Source organism: Streptomyces sp. CNX435 (assembly GCF_059570575.1).
On sequence record NZ_JCANTA010000002.1, the window covers coordinates 485,190 to 506,210 of the forward strand.

The 21,021-nt window shown below is 75.7% G+C and carries 16 protein-coding genes; 7 read left to right on the forward strand and 9 right to left on the reverse strand.

What is annotated here, in order from left to right; translation table 11 throughout:
- Positions 1–57: 57 nt before the first annotated feature.
- Positions 58–2,535: a hypothetical protein gene (locus T328_RS05475; RefSeq protein ID WP_496494707.1), complete on the forward strand. Its 2,478-nt coding sequence runs from the start codon at positions 58–60 to the stop codon at positions 2,533–2,535.
- On the opposite strand, the gene T328_RS05480 is transcribed toward T328_RS05475, so the two are convergent.
- From T328_RS05480 to T328_RS05490, 3 genes are all read right to left on the reverse strand, one after another.
- Positions 2,505–4,970, reverse strand: a complete 2,466-nt coding sequence (locus T328_RS05480; RefSeq protein WP_496494708.1) for a right-handed parallel beta-helix repeat-containing protein — start codon at positions 4,968–4,970, stop codon at positions 2,505–2,507. The two genes, T328_RS05475 and T328_RS05480, sit on opposite strands and share 31 nt — an antisense overlap.
- Positions 4,971–5,068: 98 nt before the next feature.
- Positions 5,069–5,626 (reverse strand): DUF6643 family protein, encoded by a 558-nt coding sequence (locus tag T328_RS05485; RefSeq protein ID WP_496494709.1) that lies wholly within the window; start codon positions 5,624–5,626, stop codon positions 5,069–5,071.
- Positions 5,627–5,816: 190 nt separating this feature from the next.
- Complete coding sequence (locus T328_RS05490) at positions 5,817–6,971, reverse strand: glycosyltransferase (protein WP_496494710.1); 1,155 nt, start codon at positions 6,969–6,971, stop codon at positions 5,817–5,819.
- 399 nt (positions 6,972–7,370) lie between these two features.
- On the opposite strand from T328_RS05490, the gene T328_RS05495 reads away from it, so the two are divergent.
- The 3 genes from T328_RS05495 to T328_RS05505 are packed head-to-tail and all read left to right on the forward strand — an operon-like array spanning position 7,371 to position 9,346.
- Positions 7,371–8,171, forward strand: a complete 801-nt coding sequence (locus T328_RS05495) for a glutamate racemase (RefSeq protein WP_496494711.1) — start codon at positions 7,371–7,373, stop codon at positions 8,169–8,171.
- Positions 8,172–8,218: 47 nt separating this feature from the next.
- Positions 8,219–8,749: a hypothetical protein gene (locus T328_RS05500; protein WP_496494712.1), complete on the forward strand. Its 531-nt coding sequence runs from the start codon at positions 8,219–8,221 to the stop codon at positions 8,747–8,749.
- 57 nt (positions 8,750–8,806) lie between these two features.
- The gene (locus T328_RS05505; protein ID WP_496494713.1) at positions 8,807–9,346 is read left to right on the forward strand and encodes an NUDIX hydrolase; all 540 of its coding nucleotides are present in this window, start codon (positions 8,807–8,809) and stop codon (positions 9,344–9,346) included.
- Between the two features lie 307 nt (positions 9,347–9,653).
- Here T328_RS05505 and T328_RS05510 read toward each other — a convergent pair whose 3' ends face one another.
- The 4 genes from T328_RS05510 to dhaK form a co-directional block, all read right to left on the reverse strand.
- Complete coding sequence (locus tag T328_RS05510) at positions 9,654–10,688, reverse strand: 2-dehydropantoate 2-reductase (RefSeq protein WP_496494714.1); 1,035 nt, start codon at positions 10,686–10,688, stop codon at positions 9,654–9,656.
- A 177-nt stretch (positions 10,689–10,865) separates the two neighbouring features.
- A complete protein-coding gene (locus T328_RS05515; protein ID WP_496494715.1) occupies positions 10,866–11,270 on the reverse strand; it encodes a PTS-dependent dihydroxyacetone kinase phosphotransferase subunit DhaM in 405 nt (134 codons plus the stop codon).
- Complete coding sequence (dhaL, locus tag T328_RS05520; RefSeq protein WP_496494716.1) at positions 11,263–11,886, reverse strand: dihydroxyacetone kinase subunit DhaL; 624 nt, start codon at positions 11,884–11,886, stop codon at positions 11,263–11,265. The genes T328_RS05515 and dhaL overlap by 8 nt, the downstream gene beginning before the upstream one ends.
- Positions 11,887–11,946: 60 nt before the next feature.
- The gene (gene dhaK, locus T328_RS05525; protein ID WP_496494717.1) at positions 11,947–12,939 is read right to left on the reverse strand and encodes a dihydroxyacetone kinase subunit DhaK; all 993 of its coding nucleotides are present in this window, start codon (positions 12,937–12,939) and stop codon (positions 11,947–11,949) included.
- A 229-nt stretch (positions 12,940–13,168) separates the two neighbouring features.
- Between dhaK and T328_RS05530 the strand changes: the two genes are divergently transcribed.
- From T328_RS05530 to T328_RS05540, 3 genes are all read left to right on the forward strand, one after another.
- Positions 13,169–13,951, forward strand: coding sequence for a class I SAM-dependent methyltransferase (locus T328_RS05530; protein ID WP_496494718.1), 783 nt, complete (start codon positions 13,169–13,171; stop codon positions 13,949–13,951).
- A gap of 343 nt (positions 13,952–14,294) precedes the next feature.
- On the forward strand, positions 14,295–16,946 hold the full coding sequence (locus tag T328_RS05535) for a serine/threonine-protein kinase (protein WP_496494719.1): 2,652 nt from the start codon (positions 14,295–14,297) through the stop codon (positions 16,944–16,946).
- 124 nt (positions 16,947–17,070) lie between these two features.
- Complete coding sequence (locus T328_RS05540) at positions 17,071–18,627, forward strand: phytoene desaturase family protein (protein ID WP_496494720.1); 1,557 nt, start codon at positions 17,071–17,073, stop codon at positions 18,625–18,627.
- 91 nt (positions 18,628–18,718) lie between these two features.
- Here the strand turns inward: T328_RS05540 and T328_RS05545 are convergent, their stop codons facing one another.
- Positions 18,719–20,485, reverse strand: a complete 1,767-nt coding sequence (locus T328_RS05545) for a serine hydrolase domain-containing protein (RefSeq protein ID WP_496494903.1) — start codon at positions 20,483–20,485, stop codon at positions 18,719–18,721.
- A 117-nt stretch (positions 20,486–20,602) separates the two neighbouring features.
- On the reverse strand, positions 20,603–20,986 hold the full coding sequence (locus T328_RS05550) for a VOC family protein (protein WP_496494721.1): 384 nt from the start codon (positions 20,984–20,986) through the stop codon (positions 20,603–20,605).
- Between the last annotated feature and the right edge of the window lie 35 nt (positions 20,987–21,021).

Genomic DNA, 21,021 nt, shown 5'->3' on the forward strand with positions numbered 1-21,021 from the left:
GGATCCCGGGATGCTGGTTCCCGGCACTGACGCATGACGGCACGGGGGGCGAGAGGCATGCAGCCGGAGGCGCTGAGCGCCAGGGGTACGACGGGCGGATCGGGCGATGCGGCGCCGCAGCCGGCGCTGGAGCTGCTGGTCCACGGCGTGGGCGGGGCGACGCCGCAGGAGATGCTGCGGGATCCGCGTACGGAGCTGGTCACCGGCGACCGCACGGCCGGCATCCACCGCCGCACGGGTGACGTCCGCGCGGCGAACGCGGCAGGGGATGCGGCGGGGGAGCGGCGCGGAGAGGGCGGCGGATCCCGTACCGAGCCGGTGCAGGAGGCGTACTGCTGGTCGAACCTGACCTCCGGCAACGGCGCCCGCGCGCTGTGGCTGCTCCTCCTGCCGTTCATGATCGCGAACCTCGCGCACTGGATGCGGCCCGCGGCCCCGTCGTGGCACGGCGCGCAGCGGGCGTACGACGTACTGGTGCGGCTCCTCGCGCTGACGCTCACCGTGCAGCTCGTGCTGGCCGCCGGCGAGGTGACCCTCGACCTGCTGGCCTGGCAGTGCGCGGGCAGCGCCCACTGCGTCGCCGGCAAGTCGTGGCTCGGCTTCATGTCGGCCGACTCCGGCGGCTGGTTCGGTGCCCCCGGCCGGCGGCTCGCGCTGGCCGCGCTGGTGCCCGTGCTGCTGACGGCGCTGCTGTGGTGGCTGTCGCGGCGCACCTGGAGCATCTACGAGTCCGCCAAGCCCGCGCCGCGCACCGCCGCGGCCGGCGGTGGCGTCGGCGAGCAGCCCGCGCTGTCGCTGCCCGGCTTCTGGTACGGGCGCCGGCTGGTGGCCCGGCTGCGGGCGGCGCACACCGCCGCCGGGCTGCTCGCCGTCGCCTCCGCGCTCCTGCCCGTCACCGCCGCGGCCGACGACGACACCGGCGGCGGTCTCCGGGCCGCCGGCTGGGTGCTCGCGGCCCTGGTCGCCGCCGGCTGGGTCGCCGTCGTCGCCCTGGTGTGCCGCTCGGGGCGTACGGAGGCGGAGCCGGACATGGGCGAGGACCGCCGTACCGTACGGGCCCTGCCGCTGACCGCGCTCGCGCTGCTGGCGGCGGTGCTCGTCCACACGGCCTGGTCCCGACCCGACTGGGTCTCCTCCGGCCGGCTGCCCGGCACGTCGGTCTTCGGCGGCCTGGCCGTGGCGCAGGGGGTCCTCGCGGCGGGTCTCGCGCTCACCGGCCTGGTGCTCCAGCGGCGCGCCACCGGCGGGTCGCCCGCCCTGCGCGGCCTCGGTGGGGCGTGCGTGGCGGTGCTGGCCGGCGCCGTGGCCGGGGTCTTCTCCGGCGGCCTCGCCCAGCGCGTCGCCGACTGGCTGGACCGCGGCGCCACCCCCGGCGAGAGCGGTCCGTTCGCCGGCCCGCCCGTGGTGCTGTCCTGGCAGGCCACGGTCATACCGCTGGTCGCCCTGCTGGTGCTGCTGCTCGCGGTGGCCGGCGCCGGGCGGATGTGGGTGCTGCGCCGCCGGCTCGCCACCGAAGTGGCCGGGCTCTACCCGACCGAGCACCGCTACACCGAGGACAACGACCCGCGCACCGGCCGCATCGCCGGCGCCATCGCCCGCGCCCGGCTCACCGACGACGCGCCGACCGCGATCGGCGCCGCGGCGCTCGCCACCCTGGTCCTCGGCGCGGGCGCCGTGCTCGGCGCCTGGCTCACCGACGAGGTGCCCGGCAGGGCCGCCGAGGGCGCCCCGGGCCCGCTGCCCGGGCTGGCCCAGACCGGGCAGGCGCTCGGCTCCTGGATGATGGGCGCCGGGGTCATCCTGCTGCTGGCCATGGGCCGGCAGGCGTACCGGGATCCCAAGTCGCGCCGCACGATCGGCATCCTGTGGGACGTCGGCACCTTCTGGCCGCGCGCCGCCCACCCCTTCGCGCCGCCCTGCTACGCCGAGCGCGCCGTACCCGACCTCGCCTGGCGGACCAGCACCTGGACCACCCGTACCGGGGGCTGCCTGGTCATCTCCGGGCACTCCCAGGGCAGCGTGCTCGCCGCCGCCGCGGTCTGGCAGCTCGACCCCGACATCCGCGGCCGGGTGGCGCTGCTGACGTACGGATCACCGCTGCGCCGGCTCTACGGGCGGTGGTTCCCCGCGTACTTCGGCGACGGCGCGCTGGCCGCGCTCGACAAGGAGACCCACGCCTGGCGCAACCTGTGGCGGCTGACCGACCCCATCGGCGGCCCGGTGCGGCCCACGTCGCCGGACGGGCGGTCCAGCGACGTCGACCGCAAGCCGCTGAGGGACCCGCTGGCCTACGAGCGCACGCCCGAACACCCGCTCCCCGCCGCGATCAACGCGCACTCCGACTACCAGGCCGCCCCGGCCTTCGCCGCCGAACGCGCCGAACTGCTCGACCGGATCGCCGTCGTGCCCGCGGCGGCCCCGGAGGAGTGGCCGCGGCGGGTTCCGCGGCCGGCGGGGGAGCGGGAGCCGGTGGGGGAGCCGGAGACCGCGGGCGAAGCGGCGGCTCAGGGCAGCGCGGGGATGTCGTCCGCGTAGAGCAGGGTCAGCTCGTCGGTCGTGGGGTCCGGAAGCTGTGCCACCCGGCCGGCGTGCCGCTCCACCATTGCCTCGAACGTCTGCCGTGCGGTACGGCCGTTGCCGAAGCCGGCGCCCTTCGGGATCACCGTGAAGTACTTGAGCAGCGCCTCGCCGGTGCCGTCACCGAGCCGGTACTCGTGCTCCTCGGCCTGCTGCGAGACTATGCGCAGCAGCTCCTCCGCGGTGTAGTCGCCGAAGGTGATGGTGCGCGAGAAGCGCGACGCCACCCCGGGGTTGACGGCCAGGAACCGCTCCATCTCCGTGGTGTACCCGGCGGCGATCACCACGACCGACTCGCGGTGGTCCTCCATCAGCTTCACCAGCGTGTCGATGGCCTCGCGGCCGAAGTCGCGGCCGGAGTCCTCCGGCGCCAGCGCGTACGCCTCGTCGATGAACAGCACACCGCCGTGGGCCCGTTCGAACGCCTGCTGGGTGCGGATCGCCGTCGAGCCGATGTGCTCGCCCACGAGGTCCACCCGGGAGACCTCCACCAGGTGGCCGCGCTCCAGCACCCCCAGAGAGGAGAGGATCTCGCCGTACATCCGCGCCACCGTCGTCTTGCCGGTGCCGGGGGAGCCGGTGAAGACCAGGTGGCGGCGGACCGAGGCGGCCTTCAGGCCCGCCTGCCGGCGCCGCCGGCCGACCTCGATCATGTCGGTCAGCGCCCGCACCTCGCGCTTGACGTTCTCCAGCCCGACCAGCGCGTCCAGCTCCGCCAGCACCTCCCGGGCGGGCCGCGCCGGGGCCTGCGCCTCGGCCGCCGGCCGCGCGCCGCCCGCCGGGCCCGCCGGCTGCGGCGCGAACACGCCGAGCAGGCCGTCCGGTTCCGGCTCGGTGCGGGCGGCGGGCACGGTGGGGCGGGCGCTCGCCGTCTCCGCGCTCTCGTCGCTCGTGCAGTCCTCGATGCCCCCGAGGGCCCCGCCGCCGCCGGAGCCCTCGGGGGCGGCGGGGCCCGCGTCCGCGAACTCGTAGCCGCCGCGCGCGCAGCGCTCCGTACGGCAGCGGGCCAGTGCCGTACGGCAGCCGTCGATGACGTGGAAGCCGTAGCCGAGGCTGCCGGTGACCCGGCAGCCGGTGAACGAGCCGCGGCCGGCGGCCGAGACGAACACCCCGGCCTCGGTGGGGGAGGTGATCGTGCAGCCCTCGACCACGGGGTCGGCGCCCTTGGTGACGATGATCCCGGAGGCGACGGAGTCGACGGTGGTGTCGCGCACCGTGCCGCCGCTGCCGTGGTCGCGGAACCACGCGCCGGTCGCCGCGTCCCGGATCCGGCACTGCTCCAGCGCGACCGTGGCGCCGTCGCTCACCGACACCGCCGTGCCGCGCACCTGCGCGAGGTCGCTGTCGCTCGCCTCGACCGCCGAGCCGCGGTCCAGGACGACGAGCGCGTCGGGCACGTCGTGCACCCGGCAGGAGGTGAACTTCGCCGCGGCACCGTCGCTCACCCATACCGCGGGATAGTCGCCGGTGCTGTCGTGGATCTCGCACTGCGCGGCCTCGGCGCGCGTGCCCGCGTCCCACACCGACAGGCCGTTGCGCCCGAAGCGGCGCACGGTCACCCGGGCCAGCCGCGCCTGCGCGCGCGAGCGCAGGTCCACCGCGTTCTCCGGGACGTCGTGGACCTCGCAGTCGGTGAGCCTGACGACGGCCTCCGTGTCGAGCGAGATGCCGTCGCCGGAGGTGCGGTGCACCGTGCAGTCCGTCAGCTCCCCGGAGGCGCGGGACGTCAACTGCACGCCGGCGCCCTTGATTTCGTAGACCTCGCAGCCCACGGCCTCCACCGTGCTGCCCTCGCCGGTGAGCAGCAGCCCGGCGCCGCCCGCGTGGTGGATGCGGCACTGCGACAGGTGCGCGCTCGCACCGCCGCGCACCGCGACCCCGCTGCGCCCGGCGGCCAGTACCTCGCAGCCCTCCAGCGCGCCGCCGGACCCGTCGGCGAACGTGACCCCCGTGCCCGCCGGGTTGTCGACGGCGCAGCGGCGGACCGTCGGCCGGGCGTCGCCGCGCACCTCGATGCCCGCGGCGGAGCGGGTGACGACCCGCAGCCCGGTCAGCTCCGGCCGGCCCGCCTCCACGAGCACCGCCGGGACCGCCGCGTCCTCCCCCTCGACGTGCAGCCCCTCGACGACCGCGGACGCCCGGACGGTCAGCGCCACGCCGTCGGCCGGCGCGATGCGGACGGAGCCCACCGCGCCGCCCGGTCCGCGCAGCGTCACCGCCCGCTCCAGTACGACGTTCTCCCGGTACGTGCCCGGGGCGAGCGACAGCACGTCGCCGTCGGCCGCGGCCTCAAGGGCCGCGGCGAGCGACCCGTACTCCCCGGTGCGCCGGCGCCACCGCCCGGCCCCCCGTACGGCGCCGGTGTGCGTGACCTGGACGGAGCCCTGTGCCATGTCCTGCTCTGCCCCCACCTCGTGCGTCGGCTTGGCTGAGGCACCACCGTAGCGCGCGCGGCGGGGTCGGCCGGCCAATGCTCAGGGACGGCCCGTGGTCAGTAGCGCTCCCCGTCCTGGTAGTACGGGCGGGCGTACTGGTCGGTGTACGTCTGCGGGGACGCCGGCCGGGCGGGCTGCGCCTGCTGCGGCGGCGCGGGCCGCGGCGCGACGGGCCGCATGGCCTCGTACCCGGGCGGCGGCGCCGACTGCTGCTGCGGGCGGGGCTGTTGCGGCTGGGGCCGCGGCTGCTCGTACCCCTGGTCCCAGCGCGGCTGCGACTGCTGCGGGATGAACGGCTGCGGCGGGGCCGGCTGGGGGGCGGGCTGGTGGCCGCCGTACGCCGGGGTGTGGGTTGTGTGCGGATGATGCTGCACGGGCGGCGCGGGGGCCGGGGCCGGCGCAGGTACCGGGGCGGGCGGCAGCGCGGCGCGGGGCGCGGGCAGGGCCGGCAGGTGGTGGCCGGTGTCGTACGAGGGAACCCGGATCGGGGCGATCTGGGGGGTACCCCGCTCTTCGACCAAACTGTCGTAGATCGGGGTGGCCGGGAAGGCCGGCGTGTCCGGGAAGGCCGGCGCGGCATAGTAGCCGCCGCCGTACGGGCGGGGGGAGGTCATACCGCATAAGTTAAGCCCACGATGTGGTCGTTGGGGAGACCGATAAGAAGGTTGTTTTGCGTGTTCGAAGTGACCGACCCTCATCAATACGAGTGAACACGGGGAAATCGGGCTTCTTGCGGTGTTGAGATTCTGTAAAGGCCAGGTGGACGGGGGGAGTCGGGCTACTCGCGCGTAGGAAATGCGTAGCTCACGCGTACGTACGACCCTTCCACGCGGCCCCCTTGCCGCGGTGGTGCCGTACGGCCGAGTCCACTGTCATGAGGAGATACAGACCGGCGGTGAACGGCAGCAACGCGGCGGCCCACGGCGGCTGTCCGTAATACCGCAGCACCGGCAGGTACGTCCCCGCCATCACCGCCCACGCGAGCGTCCCCGCGACCGCGGCGGCGGGCGCGCCGCCGAGGAGCCCGGCGGCGAGGGCCAGAGGTGGCACGAGGTAGACCAGCGCGAGCCCGGCGACCACGGCCACCAGCAGCGGCGGGCTGTGCCGCAGCTGGGCGTACGCGCTGCGCGAGACCATCCGCCACAGCTCGGCCAGCCGCGGGTACGGACGCACGCTGTCGACCCGGTCCGCCAGCCCCAGCCAGATCCGCCCCCCGGCGCGCTTGACGGCGCGCGCCACGGACACGTCGTCGATCAGCGCCCCGCGCACCGCCTCGGGGATGCCCGCCCGGCGGGCGGCGTCCGCCTTGAGCAGCACGCAGCCGCCGGCCGCGGCGGCGGTCCTGCCGCCGGCGCGGTTGACCCAGCGGAACGGGTAGAGCTGGGCGAAGAAGTAGACGAACGCGGGGACGACGAGCCGCTCCCAGCCGGTGGCCGTACGCAGCCGGGCCATCTGCGAGACGAGGTCGTACCCCCCGGCCTCGGCCGCGGCGACCAGCTCGCGCAGGCTCTCGGGCCGGTGGGCGATGTCGGCGTCGGTGAGCAGCAGGTACTCGGCGCCCGCGCGGTGCGCCTGTTCGATCCCGTGCCGCAGCGCCCAGAGCTTCCCGGTCCACCCGGGCGGGGGCTCGCCGGGCGACGACACGGTCAGCGGTAGAGCGCCGTCCCCGGTCCGCGCCGCGAGCGCGCGAGCGGTCGCGGCGGTGCCGTCGGTGCTGCCGTCGTCGACGAGGAACACCTGCGCCGGCCCCGGATACGTCTGCGCCAGCAGCGACGGCAGGCTGTCCGGCAGCACCCCGGCCTCGTCCCGCGCCGGCACGACGACGGCCACGACGGGCCACCGCGCGGGCGGGGTCCGCACGGGCAGCCGCACGTCGGTCCGCCAGAAGAGCCCCTGCCCGAGCAGCAGCCAGGCCCAGGCGAGGAGGGACAGCACCGCGATCCACGACAGGAGGGTCACGCGGGCAAGTCTCCCGCGGCGCCCCGGCGGGGGCGAGCACCGCGGGGTCGGCTCGCCGGGGGTGGTGGGGGAGATGGGGTGCATCACGTCGTGCGCCTGTGTGGCGCCGGGGGTATCGGTGCGTCGCCGCGGCGGCCGGGCGCGCCGCGGCCTGTCGCCCGCGGGCGGCGAGCGCCGCGCGGCGTGGGCGCCGGTGCCGCCGCGGGCGCTTCGCGCTGCTGCGACCGCGCGTCGTGCGCCCGTCCCCGGTGGGCTTGGGCGCTTTGCCGCCCCGGCCCGGGAGGGCCCGACCCCCGTTCGCGGCCGGCACCGCTTCCGCAAGGGCGCGACGCCGTACGCCCCGGGCCGCCGGCCGGGCCGGAGGTCGTCCCGCCCGGGCCGGAGGCTACAGTTGCCGGCGTGAAGATCGCGCTTGTGGACTCCGGGCTCGGGCTTCTGCCCGCCGCCGCCGCCGTGCGGCGGTTGCGGCCCGATGCCGACCTGGTGCTGTCCTCCGACCCCGACGGCATGCCCTGGGGGCCCCGGGACCCCGCGGATCTGGGGAAACGGGTGCTCGCCTGTGCGCGGGCCGCCGTCGCGCACGGGCCGGACGCGCTCATCGTCGCCTGCAACACCGCCTCCGTGCACGCCCTGCCCGCGCTGCGCGCGGAGCTGGAGCCCGCACTGCCCGTCGTCGGCACCGTGCCCGCCGTGAAGCCCGCCGCCGCCGGCGGTGGGCCGCTCGCCGTCTGGGCGACGCCCGCCACCACCGGCAGCGACTACCAGCGCCGGCTCATCCACGACTTCGCCGGCGGCGTGGCCGCCACCGAAGTGCCCTGCCCCGGCCTCGCCGACGCCGTCGAGCACGCCGACGAGGCCGGCGTCGACGCCGCCCTCGCCGTAGCCGCCGCCCGCACCCCCCGCGACGTCACCGCCGTCGTCCTCGGCTGCACCCACTACGAGCTGGTCGGCGAGCGCATCCGCACCGCCGTGCGGCAGCCCGCCGCGCCCCCCGTGGCGCTGCACGGCTCCGCCGGCGCCGTCGCCGGGCAGGCCCTGCGCCGTATCGGCGCCGAGCCGGACCCCGCCGCGGCGCCCTCCGGCTCCCTCACCGTCCTCCTCAGCGGCCGCCCGGGCACCCTGCCGCCCGCCGCCCTCGGGTACGCGGAGGGGCGGCTGCTGCACGGCGCCCCGGCCCGCTCCGGGGCCGTACCCGGATAGCCGCGGGCGGACTGCCGGTACCGTCCGGCCGGCGTACTCTCGGAGACATGAAGGACGACCGCCCCCAGGTCTGGACCGGGCGGGCCACGAACCGTGTGCAGTGGCTGCTCGCCCTCATCGGCGCTGCCTGCATGGCCCTCGGCATCGAACTGGCCCTCGCGGCACCGTGGACCGGAGGGCTCGCCCCGCTGGTCATGTCCGTGGTCGGCTGCATCGCCGCCGGCCTGCTCATCCTCGCCGGCACCGTGGCCTTCGTCCACGTCGCCGTCAGGGTCGACGACCACTCCCTGGAGATCCGCTGCGGGCACCTCGGCCTGCCGCGCCGCCGCATCCTCCTGACCGAGGTGCTCACCGCCGAGTTCGCGCCGCAGGTCACCCCCCGACACTGGGGCGGCTGGGGCTACCGCTGGCGCCCCGGCAAGGGCACCGCGGTAGTCGTCCGGCGCGGTGAGGGCCTGGTGCTGCGGCTGGTGAACGGCCACGACTTCACGATCACCGTCGACAACGCCGAAGACGCGGTACGCGCCATCCGCGACCGCCTGCGCCACCCCCTCGCCGGCGGCGCCGCCGAGGCGTAGCCGACAGGTCACGGCAGGTTTCCCGACCGCTCTCCGCGGCCGTTTACGCTTACCGTCATGGCGACACCCGACTTCATCCGCGAGCTGCGCGCGACCGCCGGCCAGCAGCTTCTCTTCCTCCCCGGCGTCAGCGCCGTCGTGGTCGACGACGACGGCCGGGTGCTGCTCCACCGGCGCGCGGACACCGGGCGCTGGTCGATCATCGGCGGCATCCCGGAGCCCGGCGAGCAGCCCGCGCGGACCGCGGTCCGCGAGGTGCACGAGGAGGCCGGTGTGGTCTGCACGGCCGAGCGGGTCGTGCTGGTGGAGGGGCTGGACCCGATCCAGTACCCCAACGGGGACAGGTGCCAGTTCATGGACATCTCGCTGCGCTGCCGGGCGACGGGCGGCGAGGCGCGGGTCAACGACGACGAGGGGCTGGAGGTCGGCTGGTTCGCCCCGGACGCCCTGCCGGCGGAGCTGGAGGAGTTCGCGCGGCACCGGATCCGGCTGGCGCTGTCGGACGGCCCGACGTGGTTCGCGGGGGCGGCGGACCCGGGCGCGGAGACGGCGGACCCGGGCGCGGGGGTGGCCGTACCACCGCACGCACGCCCGTGAGCCCAGCGGCGACGTAGCCCGCGCGCACCGCACGCCAGCGGCCGCACCCCAGCGCGTAGCACGCCCGCACCAGCCGCGGACTCACGCCGGGCGCCCGCGCCATCGGGCACGTGTCCCCGCGCCCCGCCGCACGCGGCTCAGGTCACGGAGCGCAACGACTCGGGCCGCCCGGCTCGCGGCACCGAACCGCATGACCGGCGCCTCCCAGGCCCTCCCGTCGGCCGCGGCCGACCCGGGTACTCCCGCCCGTACACCCGACCCCGTACGGGATGTCCGCCCCACTCAGCCGCGTTCCGCGCCGCCGCCGTCAGCCGCCCCCCTCGTCGCTGCCGCCCGCCGCCCGCAGCTCCGCCAGCAGCTCCGCGCCGCTCCACCGCCGTGCCTCGCCCGCGTCCTGCGACTCGGCCTCCCGCACCAGCTCCACCAGCCGCGCGTTCACCGGCGCCCGCACCCCGTGGCGTGCCGCCAGCGCGGTCACCTCGCCCTGCAGCGTGTCGATCTCCGTGGGCCGGCCCCGCTGCAGGTCGTCCCACATCGAGGACCTGGCCTGCGCGTCCACGCGCAGTGTCGCCGCCGCCAGCCGCCGGAAGAGCCAGTCGGGCAGCTGCAGCACCAGCGGCGTCAGCCCCGGGGGCGCCGGCCCGAGCCGGGCGGGGGCCAGCCCCGCGGCGCGGAAGGCGGCCAGTGCCTCGCGCTGGCACAGCGCCAGGCACGCGCGGTACGAGCGCTGCCCCAGCTGCTCCTTCAGCGGCAGCCCGGACAGTGCGTTGATCGCGTTGTTGAGGTTCATCAGCAGCTTCGCGTGCTGCACCTCGGGCATGTCGTCGCGCTGCTCCACCTGCAGCCCGGCCTGCGCCATCGCCGCCACCAGCGGCGCCGAGCGCTCGCCCCCGTCGACCATCAGCACGCCCGCCGTGCCCTGGTGGCACACCCCGGGGGCGGACTGCACCACGTTGTACGGGACCATGCCCGCGAGCACCGTCCGGCCGGGCAGCCCCTCGCGCAGCACGCCCGGGTTGCGCAGCCCGTTCTGGAAGCTCACCACAGTCGCGCCGGGGGCCAGGTGGCCGGCCAGCTCGCGGGCGGCCTGCGCGGTGGCCGCGGACTTCACGGTGACCAGAACGTAGTCCGCTCCCGCGGCGGCCTGCGGCCCGGTCGCCAGGCGGATCTCGGCCGGTGCGACGCGGCGCCCCGCCCGGCCGCCGCCGGTGAGCGTCAGGCCGCGGGAGCGCAGCGCCTCCATCGCCGCCGGCCGGCCGACTAAGGTCACGTCGGCCACCTCGGCCAGCATGCCGCCCAGGTGGCAGCCGATGCTGCCGGCACCGAACACGGCTATCTTCACGGTCCCGCCCCTTCGTGTCCCGCGACGCCTCCGTGCGCCGCCGACTCCCGCGGCGCACGCCGGCGCCGCCCGTCCGTATCCCCGTCTGTCCTTCCCACCGGAACGCCCCGGCGCACCCGCAACGGCAGCCGCATCCGCCACCGCAACACACCCCTGCGCCACGCGCCACGGCCCCGCTCACTTCTTGCGGTAGCCGTACGCCTCCTGCGCCGCCGCAGCGACCGCGTCCAGGCCCGCCCCCGTGGACGCCGTGACGACCGCCGCCACCGCGCCCTCCACGAACGGCGCGTCGAGCAGCCGCGCCCCGGTTGGCAACTCCTCGTGCTCCACCAGCGACTTCACCGTCAGCACCGCGCTGCCCAGGTCCACCAGCAGCCCCACGCCCGCGCCCCGGTCCACCGTCCGCGCCGCCGCCGCGATGCGGTCCGCGTCCGTACCGTAGCCGCCGTCGGCCGTGCCGCCCGCGTGCTCGACTGCCACCGTGTCCACGCCCGCCAGCGCGACCGCCATCCGGGCCACGGACTCGGCGACGGCGGCGCTGTGCGAGACCAGCACGAGGCCGACGAGCGGGCCCTCAGCCACCGGTCACCGCCTCCGCGGTCTCGGCCAGCGCGCCGATCAGCAGCGCCGACGACGTGGCGCCCGGGTCCCGGTGCCCGATGCTGCGCTCGCCGAGATACGACGCCCGGCCCTTGCGCGCCCGCAGCGGAACGGTGGCCACCGCGCCCTTCTCCGCCGCCGTCCGCGCGGCGGCATAGCCGCCGTCGCCCAGCGCCGCCACCGCCGGCACCAGCGCGTCGAGCATCGTCTTGTCGCCGGGAGCCGCGCCGCCGAGCTTGGCGACCGCGCCCACGCCCTCGTCCAGCGCCGCCCGCAGCGCCGCGTCGGTGACCTCGGCGTCGTCGCCGAGGGCCTTGCCGGTGCCGCGCAGCAGCGTGCCGTACAGCGGCCCGGAGGCGCCGCCGACCTTCGAGATCAACTGCCGCCCGGCGAGCACCAGCACCGCGCCCGGCGTCTGCGGCGGCTCGTCCGCCAGCGCCGCCCGTACGGCCGTGAAGCCGCGCTTCAGGTTGGCGCCGTGGTCGGCGTCGCCGATGGCCGAGTCGAGCTCGGTGAGGCGGTCGGCCTCCCGATCGATCGCCGCCGCCGCCGTGAGCATCCAGCGGCGGAAGAATTCCGCGTCGAGCACGTGCCGCATCCCTTCTCGTACCTTCTCGTGCGGACCCCGCTCGCCGCCGGGCAACCGGCGCAACCGACGTCAGACGCCCCAGCGCAGCCCCGGGGTGCGCACCGGCGCGTCCCACAGCCGCAGCAACTCCTCGTCCGCCTGGCACAGCGTGACGGAGCAGCCCGCCATGTCCAGCGAGGTCACGTAGTTCCCGACGAGCGTATGGGCCACCGCCACGCCGCGCTCCGCCAGCACCCGCTGCACCTCGGCGTTGAAGCCGTACAGCTCGATCAGCGGGGTCGCGCCCATGCCGTTGACGAGCGCCAGCACCGGGCCCGTCGGCCGCAGGTCGTCCAGCACCGCGTCGACCGCCACGTCCGCGATCTCGTGGGACGTCATCATCGGCCGCCGCTCGCGGCCCGGCTCGCCGTGGATGCCGATGCCCAGCTCCAGCTCGCCGTCCGGCAGGTCGAAGGTGGGGCTGCCCTTGGCGGGCGTGGTGCACGCGCTCAGCGCGACGCCGAAGCTGCGCGAGGACTCCACGACCTGGCGGGCCAGCGCCTCCACCCGCTCCAGCGGCGCGCCCTCCTCGGCGGCGGCCCCGGCGATCTTCTCCACGAACAGCGTCGCGCCGACGCCGCGGCGACCCGCGGTGTAGAGGCTGTCGGTCACGGCGACGTCGTCGTCCACGAGCACCTTCGCGACCTGGATGCCCTCGTCCTGGGCGAGGTCGGCGGCCATGTCGAAGTTCAGCACGTCGCCGGTGTAGTTCTTCACGATGAACAGCACGCCCCGGCCGGCGTCCACGGCCGCCGCGGCACGCGTCATCTGGTCCGGGACGGGCGAGGTGAAGACCTCGCCGGCACAGGCGGCGTCCAGCATGCCGCGGCCGACGAAGCCGCCGTGCAGCGGCTCGTGCCCGGAGCCGCCGCCGGAGACGAGGCCGACCTTGTCGGTGACGGGCGCGTCCCGCCGCACCACCACCCGGTTCTCGACGTCGACGGTCAGCTCGGGGTGGGCGGCGGCCAGGCCGCGCAGAGCGTCCGGCACCACGGTCTCCGGCACGTTGATGAGCATTCGCATGGGTACCTCCGGTGGCGTTCGCGCCCGGTCACGATCGGGTCTGGCCTGCCCAGTATCACGGCAGCGACGGCCCCGGTCACTCCCTGGGCGGGCGTCGGAGCTACACCCGTACGGGACGGTGGACGCATGTCACCCGAACGGCCCTGCCCGGCTTGCGCACGCGTGCCCGGCGCCTAAACTCTGCGGCCATCGTCCGTGCCGTTCATCCGGCATTCACCAGGGGTGCACCTTGCCACGCAAGAACCTGACCGCCAACCGGACAACCCTCACCCACCGCGTGCGCTACGCCGCACGCCACCCGGACCGGGTCCCCCGCTACCTCGCCCGCGCCGGCCGCGACGCCTGGCTGCGCCTGCGCCACCGCGACCACGTCGCGTACTACCGCGCAGTGATGCGCTCCGACTCTGCCGCCGACCCCGAGGCGGCCGTGGGCAGCAAGACGCACGACCGCTGGCTGGCGCTGGGCAAGATGCAGTTCGACTACCTCCTGGAGCACGGGCTGCAGCCCGGCGACCGCATGCTGGAGATCGGCTGCGGCAACCTGCGGGCGGGTTGGCGCTTCATCGACTATCTGAAGCCCGGCCGCTACTACGGCCTCGACATCTCCCCGGACATCCTCTTCGCCGCCCAGGACACCCTCGTCCGGCAGGGGCTGCAGGACAAGCTGCCGCGCCTCACGCCCGTACGGGACCTGACCTTCGCGTTCCTCCCGGGCAAGCACTTCCGGGTCGTCCACGCGCACAGCGTCTTCTCCCACTCCCCGCCGCACGTCATCGACGAGTGCCTCGCGCACGTCGGCCGGGTGCTGCGGCCCGACGGCTGGTTCGACTTCACCTTCGACCGCACGGAGGCCGAGGAGCACCACGTGCTGCGCGAGGACTTCTACTACCGCACCGAGACGCTGATGGCGCTGGCGGAGAAGCACGGCCTCAAGGCCGAGTTCATGGCGGACTGGGAGAAGCTGCCGCACGGCCAGTCCAAGATCCGCGTACGCCTCCCGGCCGGCTCCTGACGCGCTCGCCGCGTACCTCGAACGGGTGAAACCCGAGCTGGCCGCCCCCTCCGATTCCGCCGATGTCGCCGGCTCTACGGCCGCCCCGCGCCCCCGGCCCCCGTGGTCGACCGCCGGCTGCGCGCGACGGCGAGCATCCTGCGCGCCGTACCGGAGGGGGTGCGCTGGCGGCTGCCGCCGCGGAACATACCGAAGGCCGTGGACCGGCTCGGTCCCACTTCGCGGCCGTCACCTTCCACGCTGGCGCGAACGGCAGCCATACTGGACGAGTCGGGGGATAAGGCCACGGGTAACGGCTACGAGTGACGGCTGAAGGCGGCGACGGCGGGGGCGGCAGCGGGAGATGGCGGAGACCAGGCTGATCCAGGGCCGCTACCGGCTGCTCGAACTCCTCGGCCGCGGCGGCATGGGCGAGGTCTGGCAGGCCCGCGACGAGTCGCTGGGCCGCCGCGTCGCCGTCAAGTGCCTCAAGCCCGCCGGGCCGCACCGCCAGGGGCACCCGGTCTCCACGGCGATACAGGAGCGCTTCCGGCGCGAGGCCCGGGTCGCGGCGCTGCTGCAGCACCGCGGCGTCACCGTCGTGCACGACTTCGGCGAGGACGAAGGCGTGCTGTACCTCGTCATGGAGCTGCTGCAGGGCCGCAACCTCAGCCAGCTGCTGGAGTCGGGCGGGCACCGGCCGCTGCCGGTGGAAGAGGTCATCGACATCGCCGAGCAGGTCGCGGCGGCCCTCGCGTACACCCACGACCAGGGCGTCGTGCACCGCGACCTGAAGCCCGCCAACATCATGCGGCTCGGCGACGGCACGGTGAAGATCCTCGACTTCGGCATCGCGCGTCTCGCCCACGACATCGGCTTCACCTCCCGGCTCACCGGCGCGGCCGGCATGGCCATGGGCACCCCGCACTACATGTCGCCTGAGCAGATCTCCGGCGGCGGGGGCATCGACCACCGCAGCGACCTGTACTCGCTGGGCTGTGTCCTGTACGAACTCGCCACCGGCGTCCCGCCGTTCGACATGGACGACGCCTGGGCGGTCCTCGTCGGCCACCGCGACACCCCGCCGGAGCCGCTGCGCACGCACCGGCCGGAGATCCCGGAGCCGCTGGAGCGGGTGGTGCTGGACCTGCTGGCGAAGGCTCCGGAGGACCGGCCGGCGGACGCGGCGGACCTGTCGTCGCGGCTGCGCGGGAGCCGCGCGGCGGCGGAAGCGGCGGAGGCGGCTCGCCCGGGGTCGGGGCGGGGCAACGGGTCGGGGCCAGGCGGAGGTGGGGAGAGCCGGGGGAGCGACGGGAACGGCGGGAGCCGGGAGAGCGGGCAGGGCCGGGAGAGCGGCGAGGGCTGGGGGAGCGGGCAGGGTCGCGACGGCCGGGGGAGCGGTGAGGCCGGGCTGCCGGCGTGGACGGTGGGCATGACGACGGGCGCCCGCTCCCTGCGCGCGACCGGCGCGAGCCGCGCCACCCCGGCGCCCCCGCGCCCGGAGGACGCCCTGCTGCGTACCTGGCCCCCGACGACGCCCCCGGTCAGCTGGCCGGAACCGGCCTCCTCCGAGGGCCAGGGCCCCGGCGGCAGGCCAGACCCGGCCACGGCCCCCGGCTCTGCCGGGGCCTACCGTCCGGGCGGCCCGCCCGGTGCCGGTGCCGCCCCGGGCTCCGCCGGGGCGCCCGGCGCCGACGGCGCGTCCGGTGACGCCACCTCTCACGGCTCCGCCGGCTACGGCCCGCCCGTGTCCGGCACCGGTTCCGCGGCCGGCGTGTCCCCCACCGGGCAGCACCCCTTCTCCCACGCGCCCCCCTCCCTGCACACCCCGCCCCACTCCTCCCACCCGCCGCACCCCTACGCACCCGAGCAGCCCTCCGCGCCTCCGCACGTGCTCGACGCCTTCGCCGGCCGCCACGACGCCGCCGCCAGCCTCGCCCGCCTCGGCCGCTGGGAGGAGGCAGCCGCCGCCCACCGCGCGCTCGCCGCGGAACGCGGCGCCGCGCTCGGCGCCGACCACCCGGACACCCTCGCCAGCCGCCACCAGACCGGCCTGTGCCTGGCCCGCCTCGGCCGCACCGCGGAGGCACTGGAGGAGTTCCGCACGGCGGCGGCGGGCCGCGAGCGCCGCCTCGGCCGGGAGCACGTCGACACCCTCGCCGTCCGGCAGGAGACCGCGTACGCGCTCGGCCAGCTGGACCGGCACGCCGAGGCGCTGGAGGTGTACGCCGGCGTGCTCGCCGACCGCGAGCGCACCATGGGCAACGAGCACCCCGACACCCTGCGCTGCCGCCACAACCTTGCGTACACCCTCAGCCGCCTCGGCCGCTACGAGGAGTCCTACCGCGTGGCCGGCGAGGTCACCGCCGTTCGCACCCGCGTGCTGGGCGCCGACCACCCCGACACCCTGGTCAGCCGCTACGAGGTCGGCCACGCCCTCGGCAGCCTCGGCCACTGGGAGCAGGCCCTCGCCACGTACCGCGAGGTCGCCACCGCCCGCGCCGCCACCCTCGGCCGCGAGCACCCCGACACCCTCGCCGCGCGCTACGAGGCGGGCATCTGCCTGGGCCGCCTGGGCCGACACGAGGAAGCCCTCGACCACTACGAGGCGCTGATCGCCGACCGGACCCACAGCCTCGGCACCCGCCACCCGGAGACGCTGCGCGCCCGGCACATCCGTTGCGTCACCCTGGGCCGCCTCGGCCGCTGGCACGAGGCGCTGACCGAGGCCCGCGAGGTCACCGCCGTCCGTGAGCGGGTCCTCGGCCCGGAGCACGCGGACACCCTCGCGGGCCGCCGCGAGATCGCCGTCGCACTGGGCTGGCTGAGCCGCTGGGCGGAGGCGCTCACGGTGCACCGCGAGGTGGCCCGCGCGCGCGAACGCGTGCTGGGTGCGGCGCACCCCGAGACCCTGTCGAGCCGCCACGACGAGGCCCACTGCCTGGAGCAGCTGGGCCGCACGGCGGAGGCGGCGGAGGTCTACCGACTGGCGGCGTCCCGCCGGGCGTCGGGCTGAGGCCGGCGCCGCGGGCAGCCCGGATCAGCCCGCTAACCACACCTCCGCGGAGGGCATCCCGCCGCCCGCCGCCGCTCCGCTGTGTCCCCCTGGCCCGCGGGCGATCTCCGTGTTACGAAGAGCCATGCCCCTCCGCAGCAGCTACGATGCCGTCGTCGTCGGCGGCGGCCACAACGGTCTCGTCGCCGCCGCCTACCTCGCCCGTGCCGGGCGCTCCGTGCTCGTGCTGGAGCGCCTCGACCACACCGGCGGCGCCGCCGTCTCCGCCCGCGCCTTCGCGGGTGTCGACGCCCGGCTCTCGCGCTACGCGTACCTCGTCAGCCTGCTGCCCCGCGCCATCGTCGACGACCTCGGCCTGACCTTCGCCGTCCGCAAGCGCGCCGTCTCCTCCTACACCCCCGCCGTCCGCGACGGCCGGCCCACCGGCCTGCTCGTCGAGACCGACCCCGGCGCCGCCACCCGGGAGTCGTTCGCGGCCCTGACCGGCGACGACCGCGAGTACGACGCCTGGCGACGCTTCTACGGCATGACGCAGCACGTCGCCGAGCGGGTCTTCCCCACCCTCACCGAGCCGTTGCCCACCCGCCGCGAGCTACGGGCCCGCATCGGGGACGACGACGCCTGGCGGGCACTGTTCGAGCAGCCGCTCGGCGAGACCGTCGAGGCGGCGTTCGCCGACGACCTCATCCGCGGCGTCGTGCTCACCGACGGGCTCATCGGCACCTTCGCCTCCGCCCACGACCCGTCCCTCGCCCAGAACCGCTGCTTCCTTTACCACGTCATCGGCGGCGGCACCGGCGACTGGGACGTACCCGTCGGCGGCATGGGCGCGTTCACCGACGCCCTCGCCGCGGCGGTCCGGGCGGCGGGCGCGGAGATCGCCACCGGCCACGAGGCGGTCGCGCTGCGCACGGACGGCGAGCACGCGGAGGTGACGTACCGGACGGGGGACGGGGAGGAGACCGTCGCGGCGCGCACCGTGCTCGTCGGCGCCTCGCCCGCCGCGCTCGCCGCGCTGCTGGGCGAGGAGCCGCCGAGCCCCCGCCCCGAGGGCGCGCAGCTGAAGGTGAACATGCTGCTGCGGCGGCTGCCGCGGCTGCGCGACGAGCGCGTGGACCCGCGGCAGGCGTTCGCGGGCACGTTCCATGTCGCGGAGGGCTACGGCGACTTGGAGACGGCGTACCGCGAGGCCGCCGCCGGCATGCTGCCGCACGCACCGCCGTCGGAGATCTACTGCCACTCGCTGACCGACCCGTCGATCCTGGCCACCGACCTGGCCCGCGAGGGCTACCAGACGCTCACCCTCTTCGGCCTGCACGCCCCCGCCCGCCTCTTCACCGAGGACAACGAGGCCGCCCGGGAAGAACTGCTGCGCTCCACCCTCGCCCAGCTCGACGCCCACCTCGCCGAGCCGCTGGCCGACTGCCTCGCCACCGACGCCGAGGGACGCCCCTGCATCGAGGTGAAGTCCCCCCTCGACCTGGAGCGCGACCTGCGCCTCCCGGGCGGCAACATCTTCCACCGCGAGCTGGCGTTCCCGTACGCGGCCGAGGAGACGGGCCGGTGGGGCGTGGCGACCCGGCATGCGAACGTGCTGCTGTGCGGGGCGGGCGCGGTGCGCGGCGGGGGCGTGAGCGGGATCCCCGGGCACAACGCGGCGATGGCGGCGCTGGGGCGGTAGCGCGGGGCCACGCCCGACACGGAACGAGCCGGGCGCCCGACGCGCGGCGAACCAGGCGCGCGGCCCGCGCCCCTACGATCGCGGCCCGCGTTCAGTCCGCCGACGCCGTCCAGCCGTCCAGCTCCACCCGCTCCGCGTCCCCCCGCCGGCCGTCGTCGAACAGCACCCGGTGCCCGTCCTTCACCCGTACGCCGTCCACGTACACCCCGCGCCCCACGTACTGCCCATCCGTCGCACACCGCCACCGCAGCCGCACCGGCCGCCCGCGCCACGCGCCCAGGTCCGCGCCCGCCCGGTGCCACACCCGCCCGGACCAGCCGTCCGCCGTTCCCTCCGGGTGCTCCCGTACGTCCCCGCCGCCGTCCCGCGGCCGGCTCGTGAACGGCACCGGCTCCCACGTACCGCCGCCGTCCGCCGACGCCTCCAGGTGCACCTTGTCCCACTGCGGCTCTGTGTCCCACCACAGCGCGAACTCCAGCGTCCCCCGCGCCCCGCGCACCGTCACCTCGGGGAGCGTCAGCGTCGACGTCTTCTGATTTGCCGTCCCGCTCAACCACGCCGTGCCCCCCTCTTCCGGACGTACCGGCACGGCGCGCGCCAGGTTCGTCCCCGCCGCGGCCCGCGGCGCGCTGCCGGAGCGCCAGCTGCGCACGGGGTGCACCGAGTTGCCGAGGAGGACGAGGAAGGTGTCGGTCGTCGGGTCGATGACCAGCGCGGTGCCGGTGAAGCCGGTGTGCCCGGCAGACCCCGGCGTGGCCATCGCGCCCATGAACCAGTGCTGGTACAGCTCGAAGCCGAGCCCGTGCTCGTCCCCCGGGAAGGCGGTGTTGAAGTCGGTGAACATCAGCTCCACCGACTCCCGCTCCAGGATCCGCGTCCGCCCGTACTCACCGCCGTTCAGCAGCGTCCGGCACAGAATCGCCAGATCCCACGCGGTGGAGAACAGCCCGGCGTGCCCCGCGACCCCGCCGAAGGAGTACGCGTTCTCGTCGTGCACCTCGCCCCGCACCATCCCGCGGTCGAGCCCCGACCACGGCTTGCGCGCGTCCTCGGTGGCGGCGATGCGGGGCAGCCATTCGGCGGGCGGGTTGTAGCGGGTGTGGGCCAGGCCCAGGGGTTCGGTGATGTCGTCGGCGAGGAGGCGGTCGAGAGGCTTGCCGGTGATCTTCTCCAGTACGAGCTGGAGGCTGATTAGGTTGAGGTCGGAGTAGAGGTATTTGGTGCCCGGCGGGTTGACCGGCGCCTCACGCCACAGCCGGGCGAGCTTGGCCTCCCACGTCGGCTCCGCGTACAGCGGGATCCAGGAGGTGAACCCGGAGGTGTGCGTCAGCAGTTGAAGGATGGTGATGTCCTGCTTGCCCGCGGCGCCGAAGTCGGGGAGATAGGAAGCCACGGTGGCGTCGAGCCTGAGAGCACCGCGCTCGATCTGCTGCACGGAGAGGAGAGAGGTGAAGAGCTTGGAGACGGAGGCGAGGTCGAAGACGGTGTCCATCGACATGTCGACCTGCTGCGCCGACGGCAGCTCGACACCGGTGTCGGTGGTCTCGTCGTACGCCTCGTAGCGCACCGCCTTGCCGATCGCCCGCTCCAGTGCGACCGTCCGCCCCCGCCCGGCGAGAATCACCGCGCCCGCGTACCAGGGGTACTTCGGCGAGGGCCCGAGGAACGTCTCGGCGTCGGTGACCAGTTGCCGCAGCGGCGGCTCCAGCAGCCCGGCCCGCGCGGCGCTGCCGCGCCGCAGCACGGGCGCGCCGGACGATGCCTCTGCGGCGTGGGCGGGGAGTCCGGTGGAACCGGGGACCACGAAGAGCGCACCTCCTGTAGCGAGTACACCGGCGGTGAAGCGTCGTCGGCCCATGTGACCCATGTCCCGACCCCTCCTGAAAGAAATCTTCCGAGCGCCGCGCGAACGGTGAAACTTTCTTCCAGGGGGTTCGTGCTGTCAAGACCACACCATGAGTTGACAGCGTTCCGTTCACGGCTGCGGAGTCGACTCCGGTACGAGGCAGAACGGGTGGCCCGCCGGGTCCTCGTAGACGCCCCAGTCCTCCTCGTACCGCAGGAGCTTCGCTCCCGCCGCCAGCGCGTCGCGCTCGGCCGCTTTCACGTCGTCCACCTCGATGTCCAGGTGGAACTGCTGCGGATAGGCCGGGTCCGGCCACCGCGCCGCCTTCAAGCCGGGCGCCCGCTGGAAGGCCAGTACCCCGCCGTCCGGCAGGTGGAGCGTGGACCAGTCGTCGTCGAGGGACCACCGCGGGTCCGCTCGGTCGACCTCCCCGCCGAGCAACGCCTGGTAGAACGCGGCCAGCTCCCGGGGGCGCGGGCAGTCGAGCACGGTGCACTGCAGTGTGCGCGTCATCCGCCGACCCTACGTCCGCTGCCCGATCGGCTCCA